The sequence below is a fragment of the Bradyrhizobium sp. genome (assembly GCF_004799445.1).
In the GTDB taxonomy this organism is placed as follows: Bacteria; Pseudomonadota; Alphaproteobacteria; order Rhizobiales; family Xanthobacteraceae; genus Bradyrhizobium.
This window is the reverse complement of record NZ_SSNA01000188.1, coordinates 1-8,960: the sequence shown is the minus strand read 5'-3', so window position 1 is coordinate 8,960 and position 8,960 is coordinate 1. Positions and strand designations below refer to the sequence as shown.

Below are 8,960 nucleotides of genomic sequence, written 5' to 3'. Positions count from 1 at the left end.
CCGCTGCCCGCCCCGATGCCGGCCTGAAAGCAAACAAGCTCCCGCGCGCCTGTCTCCTCGCGCCACCCAGAACACCTAAGGCGGCGACTTCTTCAACACAATCGGCGCGAAGCGGACGAAGCGCACCGTGCGGATAAGCCGTCGCTGATCTCAGCCCAGCGGCGGCTTTTCATATGGCGCAACGAGCGGGCGAGGGAGGCGATTGGTTTTGCAACAATATCCGCAAGAGCAGACATCGAACTAGTTGGCGGAGATGGGCTCAACAGGCAGACGCTTACGTTCTCCGGCATAAGCTGTCGTGGGCTCGCTCAGCCCTGCCGCTCGCCCGTTACGCGCCAGATCACGTCGCCAACGTCGTCCGCCACCAGAATAGAGCCGTCGGGACCGAGTGTGACGCCTACCGGACGGCCATAGGACACCTGCTCGTCCGGTGCGAGGAACCCTGACAGAATATCCCGCGGCGGCCCCGACGGGCGTCCGTTTGCGAACGGCACGAACACGACCTTATAGCCACTCAGCGTGCTGCGGTTCCAGGAGCCGTGCTGCCCGATGGCCATGCCGTCGGGAAAGCCCGGAAGCGTGCCTGCCGGTAGCCAGCATAGACCCAGCGACGCGGTGTGCCCGCCCAGCGCGTAGTCCGGCGTCATGGCCTTTGCGACCGCGGCCGGATCCTGTGGTACCCGATCGTCCACCGTCTGCCCCCAGTAGCAATAGGGCCAGCCGTAGAAACCCCCGTCGCGGACCGAGGTCAGATAGTCGGGAGGGGTCTCGTCACCAAGGCCGTCGCGCTCGTTGACCACCGTCCAGAGCACGCCGGTCGTGGGCTCCCATGCCATGCCCACCGCGTTGCGCAGGCCGCCAGCAAAAATGCGGCTTGTGCCATCAGCCAGATCGAGTTCGTAGATCGCAGCTCGGCCTTCCTCTTCGGCCATGCCGTTCTCGGCGATATTGCTGGACGAACCGACCCCGACAAAGAGTTTCCGGCCATCGGGGCTCGGCAGCAGGCTCCGCGTCCAATGCCCGCCGGGCTTGAAGGTGACGAGCATCCGCCCAGGTGTGGTGATGCGGTCCGCGCCCGCCACATAGGGGAAGGCCACCACGCCGTCGGTGTTGCCGACATAGAACGTGTCGCCCAGCAGCGCCATGCCGAATGGCTGGTTCAGTAGCTCCATGAAAACTTGATGCTTTTCGGCGATGCCGTCGCCATCGGTGTCGCGCAACAACGTGATGCGGTTTGCGCTGACGCCGAGGGCCCGGGCACGTCTCATCGTGGCCTGCATCGCGTAGCTGAACACGCTCCTGGTCGGTCCGGCGACCTGATTCGACTCGGCCACGAGGACGTCGCCATTGGGCAACACCTCGATCCAGCGCGGATGTTTCAGCCCGGTCGCAAACGCATTGACCTTGAGCCCCGGCGCCGCCACTGGAATCTGCCCGTCGGTCCAACCTCTGGCCGTCGGCATCTTGAGCGTCGGGATGGCGCCCTGCGGCTTCGCCACTGGTACCACCGGAGCGCTGCCCCAGGCCGGCTTGGGTGCTGCGCCCTGCAGCCGGCGCCACAGCAGCGCTGCGGCGCCGATCAGCGCGACTATTCGCGCAAAAATACCGGACAAGCTCATGTAGTTCCCCTGTTGATCGTGCGCACACTATCCGACACCAGGGCGCGTTAAAACTGTCGACGTGCGAACTCTCCGGCACCCGGAGCGCATTCCAATAGTCCGGCAAGGCTAAGGCCGGCAGTTACCACGCCTCGGCTGCAGCAGGGAATTGGGGACTGCGCTACCTGCACAGTTAAGTCGAGATCGGCAAGTTCTCGGCCGGAGGTTTATCAGTTGGCGAATGACCGCAGTTGGCGCAAAGCGGCCGTTGGCACCAACTTTCGCATAATGGTGAATTTGAAATGCTCGCTGCAGCGAAGATTACGCAGATTCGATCTTCCGGGGCGGCTTTGTTGAAGGACTATTGAGTGAAGTATCCGCCATCAACCACTAAAATGTGCCCGGTAATCATCGACGCCCGCGCAGTGTTCCGCTTAAGTTGCCTTCCGCAGTTACCGGGTCAACGCTTCGGTGGAACTGTTGAAGTCCGCACGATCAGACTTGGCTCCAGTACCAGGCGCTTGCGGTGTGCGGTGGGATCTGCGATCTGGTCGAGCAGTAAGCGGGCTGCTTGGTTGCCCATTTTTCGTTGCGCGATCCGCACGGTGGTGAGCGGCGGCGATAGCATATCGACATAGGGCATGTCGTTGTGGCCGACCACCGACACGTCGGCCGGGCAGTTCAATCCGCGCTCGCTGAGCGCGTCGTAGATACCGAGCGCAAGCAGGTCGTTGGCAGCGACGATCGCGGTCGGTGCGAGCTTGCGGTCGAGCAGGCGCAGCGCCGCCAGCCGACCTTCCTCGCGCGTATAGGCGCGCGAGATCTCGATCATGATGCTGTGCGCCGATAGCCCCGCGCGCGCAGCGGCGGCCTTGAAACCCGCGCGGCGCAGCGCGCCGGTCGAAACGTTCTGCGGTCCCGCAATATGGCCGATGCGGATGTGGCCGAGCCCGACGAGATGTTCGACGGCAAGCCGCATTCCGGCTTCGTCGTCGGTCACGACCGCCGACAACCGCCGGCCAGCATCGGTGCGGTTGACCAAAACGACGGGAATCGAAGCGGCGAGGCAATGGCCGACCACCGGATCGTTCAACGTCACCGTCGCGAGCACCAGGCCATCGACGCCGCGGGCAATCAGCCGGTCGACAATTTCTTGCTCCCGCGAACAGTCGGTTCCAACGTCAACGACGATCGTTGCATAACCCTCGGCACCGAGCGTCTCAGTGACGCCGCTCAGGATCGGCGGGAAGCCGGGGTCGGCGATGTCTGGCGCGAGCACGCCGATCAGGCCCGACCGCCCGGTGCGCAGGCCCGCGGCGGCCACATTCACTTGATAGCCCAGCGCCGCGGCCGCGGCGCGGATGCGCTTGGCGACGTCGGGTGCGACCAGATGGCTCATCGCCGGGCTGAGCGCGCGCGACACGGTGGAGGGATGCACGCCGCATTTGGCGGCCACATCCTTAATCGTTGGGCGTGACGAAAACGCCTGTTTCGTGGTTCGTCCGGTACCAGTTTTATGCACCATTCACGGCGTTCCGTCGTCGCGCCAAAGCCTGATAGTCGGCATAGCAGGTCCGCATCGCCCTTGACAGATCCCTTGATACCCTTTATGCAATCGATTGCAATACACTCCAGCCGGTCATCCCCTATGAAGGTCTCGAACGCGCTCAAGCCGCATCTGATCCGCCCCGAGCATCTCGAACCGCATTGGCGTTGGGATCGGGCGATACCCTCGCACGGCCACATGTCGGTCGATTTCGAGCGGCGGATCGATTTCGATCGCCTGCGCCATTACCGGCTGGCCCGCGCGCGACAAGCACTGAAGAACTCGCCATGCGGCGCGCTGCTACTGTTCGACGTCAACAACATCCGTTACGTCTCAGCCACCAAGATAGGCGAGTGGGAGCGCGACAAGCTCTGTCGCTTCGCGCTGCTGGCCGGCGACGGCGAGCCGATCGTCTGGGATTTCGGCTCGGCCGCCGTGCATCACCGCATCAACTGCGACTGGCTGGTGCCGGACAATTGTCGCGCCGGCATGCTCGGCATGCGCGGCACCGTGCCGCCGGCGGTCGGGCTGATGAAGGCGCACGCCGAGGAAGTCATGAGCCTTCTGCGGGCGGCAGGCGTCGCCGACATGCCGGTCGGCGTCGATATCGCGGAGACCGCGATGTTCTTCGAGCTGCAGAAAGCCGGCATGAAGGTCGTCGACGGCCAGCAGGTCATGCTGGACGCGCGCGAGATCAAGAACGTCGATGAAATCATGCTGCTCAACCAGGCCGCCGCCATGGTCGACGGCGTCTATCACTCGATCTACGAGGCGCTGAAGCCCGGCGTGCGCGAGAACGACATCGTCGCGCTCGCCAACAAGATGCTTTACGAGATGGGCTCCGACGACGTCGAGGCCATCAACGCCATCTCCGGCGAGCGCTGCAATCCGCATCCGCACAATTTCACCGACCGCATCCTGCGGCCGGGCGATCAGGCCTTCTTCGACATCCTGCAGTCCTATCAGGGTTATCGCACCTGTTATTACCGTACCTTCAATATCGGACGCGCCACGCCAGTGCAGCACGACGCCTATAAGAGGTGCCGCGAATGGCTCGATGTTGCCATCTCGCTAATCAAGCCGGGCGTCTCGACCGACACGGTTGCGAGCGTCTGGCCAAAGGCCGAGGAGTTCGGTTTCCCGAACGAAATGGCGGCATTCGGCCTGCAGTTCGGCCACGGGCTGGGATTGGCGCTTCACGAGCGTCCGATCATCTCGCGGCTGGTGTCGCTGGAAAATCCGATGGAGATCAAGACCGGCATGGTGTTCGCGCTGGAGACCTATTGTCCGGCGACCGACGGCTTTTCGGCGGCCCGCATCGAAGAGGAAGTCGTCGTCACCGACAAGGGCTGCAAGGTCATCACATTGTTCCCGGCGGAAGAGCTGCCAATCGCCAATCGCTATTGAGCGACCGGCAGAAAAATCCAAGGAGAAGAAAATGGCAAAACATTCACTCGGCTGGATCGGCATGGGACGAATGGGCTACCCGATGGCCGAGCGTTTGCTGAAGACCGGCAATTCAGTCGCAATCTGGAACCGGACGCGCGCCAAGGCCGAGCCGCTGGCCAAGAAGGGCGGGCGGATCGTCGATCACCCGAACCAGCTTGCCGGCGCCGACATCGTGTTCACGATGGTGTCGACCGGCAAGGATCTCGAGCAGGTCTATTTCGGCGAGAACGGTCTCCTCGCGAGCGCCTCCGGGCCGCGGCCGAAAATTCTGGTGGATTGTTCCTCGATCGGGATCGAGCAGTCGGAAGCGATCCGCGCGCGGCTGAAGCAACTGGGCTGCGAATTCGTAAGCTCCCCGGTCAGCGGCAACGGCAAATGCGTCAAGGCCGGCAAGCTCTCCACTGTCGTGTCAGGCCCGAAGGCGGCTTTCGACCAGGTGCAACCTTATCTGGCGACCATCGCGGCTTCCGGTGTCTCCTATGTCGGCGAGGGCGAACTGGCGCGCATCTGCAAGATCGCGCACAACGTCTTCCTCGGCGTCGTGATCGAGAATCTCGCCGAGATCACCATTCTGGCACAAAAGGCCGGCGTGCCGCGCCACGCGTTCCTTAATTTCATGAACGCCAGCGTGCTCGGTTCGACCTTCACCAAGTACAAGAGCAACGCACTGGTCAATCTCGACTGGACCACGACGTTTACGCCTGCACTGTTGCGCAAGGATCTCGATCTCGGGTTGAAGGCCGCCCGCGATCTCGATGTCGCTATGCCGGTGACGGCGGCGACGCGCGAGGCGCTGCAGAGCCATTTCGGCGCGGCGACCCTGAGGTCGGACCCTGCCGCGCATCTGGAAAAGGATTTTGCCGCACTGCTGGAGACCGTGGCGCTGGCCGCCGGCATTACGCTCTCGCCCGAGAACGTGCCGATGCCGACCGGGCTCGAGGATGCAAAATGAGCTCCGCGCAAAAGTTAAATTCTGAAAATTATTTGCGGGTGTATCGGCTGATGGTCCGCATCCGCATGTTCGAGGACGATGCCAACCAGCTTTACCTGTCCGCCTGACTCACAGGGCAGTCGCGGCTTCGCTTTGGCCTCCTTCTCCCCTCTCAAAGCAGGGGTGGCTGCATAGATTCTTCCGTCAGCTTCATCTCTCTCCCAAACAGAGCCGTCCGAGATGCGGCTCGCCTTCGTAGGCCAAACAGTCAGCCGGATTCAAAGCGAAACACAGATTGACCCGAGATTTCATGTAGATTAGGGACGCAATCGTTTGCAGCGCGCTCGACGAACGAAAAATACGGTCAAATTGCTTCGATTTCGGTCTTGATCCGAAAGTGCGGATATCTGGGATCGGGTCGACATTCCAGGTTGTCACAGGCCACGCTTAAGCGTCCTTCGAACCGGCGGGAAATCTGCCGCAAGAACCCGAAAAGGGTCAATATCAACGGGAGGAGTAACGATGAATACCATCGAACTGGAGACAGTAGACCTTCTCGATCGTGGCGCCGGCGTCGGTTGCTTCGAACTGCTGCATCATCAGGGTATGGCAATATGAGTCTGGCCCACGAGTTCATGGGTAGCGCGGGCGCCCGCTTGAAATCTGGTTCGGGAAACTGTGTTCCGCTGCTTGAGCTGCGCTCCATCAGCAAGTCGTTTCCCGGCGTCCAAGCGCTCGACGATGTTTCCTTCGCCATTTGGCCGGGCGAAGTGCATATGCTGCTTGGCGAGAACGGTGCCGGCAAATCCTCGTTGATCAAGGTGTTATGCGGCGCCTATACCGCCAATGCCGGTGAGTTCTATTTTAAGGGCGAGCGGGTGGAGATGCACGATCCCGCCGATGCCCGAGCACTTGGCATCGCTGTCATCTTTCAGGAATTCTCGCTGGTTCCCTATCTCGATATCGCACAAAATATCTTTCTTGGTCGCGAGTTTCCGGGCGTGCTGCCCGGGACCATCGATCGGCAACGGATCCGCGACGAGGCCAAGCGGGTACTCGATCAGATTGGATTCGACATTGATCCCCGCACTCCCGTCCATAAGCTCGGCATTGCCCAGCAGCAGATGGTCGAAATCGCCAAGGCGCTCTCCCAAGATGCCCGCATCCTGGTGATGGACGAACCAACTGCAGCGCTTTCGGATCGGGAAATCGAACGTCTTTTCGTCATGGTGAGGAAGCTCCAGGCAGATGGAGTGGCCATCATCTATATCTCCCATCGCATGGCTGAAGTTTTCGAGCTTGGCGATCGCATTACCGTTTTACGTGATGGCCGCAAGGTAGGGAGCGTACTGCCATCGGAGACAACGCCGGACGAACTTGTAAGGCTCATGGTTGGCCGTTCAGTCGATACCAGCTATGGACGTCATTTCTGCGAGAAGCCGGGCGAGATTGTTCTCGATGTACAGAACGTAACGGCGGCTAATGGCATTTCAGACATCAATTTGACCGTTCGCTCCGGCGAAATCGTCGGACTTTGCGGGCTGGTTGGCTCGGGTCGTACCGAGGTTGCGCGGGCAATCTTCGGCGCGGATCGGATCGCATCGGGCCAAATCCACGTTTTCGGGGAATTGCGAAAGGGCGCACCGGACGTGGCCGTTCGACAGGGCCTCGCTTTAATCCCGGAAAGCCGGAAAACCCAGGGATTGGCGCTGTTGCGTTCCGTCGGCGATAATTTGCTTGTTGCTGGACTGAACAAGCTATTTCCCGACGGTATTTTCCGGAAGACCGTAGCGCGACGGACTGCCGACGAGACGGTGCAGCGATTGCGCATTGCAACTCCATCGACACGTCAAATCGTCAATTTCCTGTCCGGTGGCAACCAGCAAAAGGTCGTTATCGGCAAATGGCTGACGACCGGCGCACGCCTCTTTATCATCGACGAGCCCACGCGCGGCATAGATGTCGGTGCAAAGGCCGAAATATTCAACCTGATCGATGGTCTCGTGCAGGAGGGAGCGGCTGTTCTGATGATCAGTTCAGAGCAGTCCGAGATCGTTCATGTCTGCGATCGCGCTTACGTCATGCGTGAGGGTCGCATCGTCGGCGAACTCGCGCGCGAAGAATTGACGGAAGAAAATATCCTGAGACTGGGGATGCACCATGCCTGATCTCGCTACCGCCTCCACCGCGAACTCACCCATCGCAACCATCCCGGGTGTCGCCGTTGTCCTCGTTCTGCTTTCGGCGCTTTTTGCGACGGTCGCACCTGGATTTCTTTCTGCCGCAAACCTGTCCAATGTTCTCATGCAGTCGACCATTCTGTTGATGATCGCTTTGCCGATGACATTGATCATCATGACGGAAGGGCTGGATCTGTCGGTTGGAGCGGTTCTGACGCTGGCTTCAGTCGTGCTTGCCCTGACGGTCGTGGCGACCGGATCTTTTATTCTCGGTCTTGCCACGGCCCTCGCTGTGGGTTTGGCATTCGGCGTCCTAAACGGAATCCTGGTTGCATGGATGGCGATCCCGCCGTTTGTCGCAACGCTCGGAACGCTCGGTGTCGCTCAGGGACTGGCCCTGATCGTCAGCGACGGGCAAAGCGTCGTCGGCGTTCCGCCAAGCATACTGTTCATCTATTCCGGTAAGGTTTCCGGTGTGCCGATGCCGATCGTTCTCGGCGGTGCAGCTTATCTCTTCTTTCACGTACTGCTCTATCACACCCGTTTTGGCACTTACGTTCCAGCATTGGGCGGCAATCGCGAAGCGCTGAAACTTGCGGGTGTGCCCGATCGCGGCATGTTGATCGCGGTCTATGGTCTTGGCGGCATCATGGCGGGTGTTGCCGCGATGCTGCTGACGGCGCGAATGAATGCGGGTCATCCGACTGCCGCGCTGGGCATGGAATTCGATGCCATTGCGGCGGTTGCGGTCGGCGGCACGTCGTTCGAGCGCGGCAATGGATGGTTATTCGGCACGTTGCTCGGCGTATTCGCGGTCGGAATCTTGCGCAATGGCTTAAATCTGATGGCGGTGCCGTCTTCGGCGCAAGTCGCCTGCATCGGCGTGTTGGTCATTCTCGCCCTGTATATCGACAGCCTTCGGGGCCCGTCATGAGCACCGCATACGTTTCTCCGTCTGTGCGCATCGGCATTTCACAGGACCTGGTGCGACTCGTCTTTCGTCTGTTGGGAGCCGCGATCATCTGCGTTGTACTTGCTCTGCTCAGTGATGCATTCTTGACGACGAACAACATTTTCAATGTGTTGCGTCAGACAAGCCTGCTTTTCTTCATGTCGGCGGGCCTTACGTTGGTAATCCTCACCGGAGGTTTGGACCTTTCCATCGGCGCCAACATTGCGTTTTCGGCGTGCGTTGCGGCCACCGTCATCAAAGCCACAGGCTCAGTCTGGCTTGGTGGCGCTACCGGCCTTGGCTG

At 60.8% G+C, this 8,960-nt stretch carries 6 protein-coding genes and 1 pseudogene; 5 read left to right on the top strand and 2 right to left on the bottom strand.

Translation table 11 applies throughout. The annotated features are described in order from the left end of the window. Positions 1-308: 308 nt before the first annotated feature. Positions 309-1,619: a sorbosone dehydrogenase family protein gene (locus tag E8A46_RS24215; protein ID WP_291566622.1), complete on the bottom strand. Its 1,311-nt coding sequence runs from the start codon at positions 1,617-1,619 to the stop codon at positions 309-311. Positions 1,620-2,058: 439 nt separating this feature from the next. Next, on the bottom strand, positions 2,059-3,123 hold the full coding sequence (locus E8A46_RS24210) for a LacI family DNA-binding transcriptional regulator (protein WP_291566620.1): 1,065 nt from the start codon (positions 3,121-3,123) through the stop codon (positions 2,059-2,061). 123 nt (positions 3,124-3,246) lie between these two features. Here E8A46_RS24210 and E8A46_RS24205 point away from each other — a divergent pair, with 123 nt between their 5' ends. From E8A46_RS24205 to E8A46_RS24185, 5 genes and pseudogenes are all read left to right on the top strand, one after another. Then, complete coding sequence (locus E8A46_RS24205) at positions 3,247-4,551, top strand: Xaa-Pro peptidase family protein (protein ID WP_291566618.1); 1,305 nt, start codon at positions 3,247-3,249, stop codon at positions 4,549-4,551. Next, positions 4,547-5,545, top strand: coding sequence for an NAD(P)-dependent oxidoreductase (locus E8A46_RS24200; protein WP_363252461.1), 999 nt, complete (start codon positions 4,547-4,549; stop codon positions 5,543-5,545). The genes E8A46_RS24205 and E8A46_RS24200 overlap by 5 nt, the downstream gene beginning before the upstream one ends. Before the next feature lie 614 nt (positions 5,546-6,159). Then, positions 6,160-7,692 carry a sugar ABC transporter ATP-binding protein gene (locus E8A46_RS24195; RefSeq protein WP_291566624.1) on the top strand — a complete coding sequence of 511 codons (1,533 nt, stop codon included), beginning with the start codon at positions 6,160-6,162 and terminating at the stop codon, positions 7,690-7,692. Next, complete coding sequence (locus tag E8A46_RS24190; RefSeq protein WP_291566616.1) at positions 7,685-8,638, top strand: ABC transporter permease; 954 nt, start codon at positions 7,685-7,687, stop codon at positions 8,636-8,638. The genes E8A46_RS24195 and E8A46_RS24190 overlap by 8 nt, the downstream gene beginning before the upstream one ends. Beyond that, positions 8,635-8,960, top strand: a pseudogene (locus E8A46_RS24185) (ABC transporter permease); the annotation flags it as partial. The gene E8A46_RS24190 and the pseudogene E8A46_RS24185, both read left to right, overlap by 4 nt.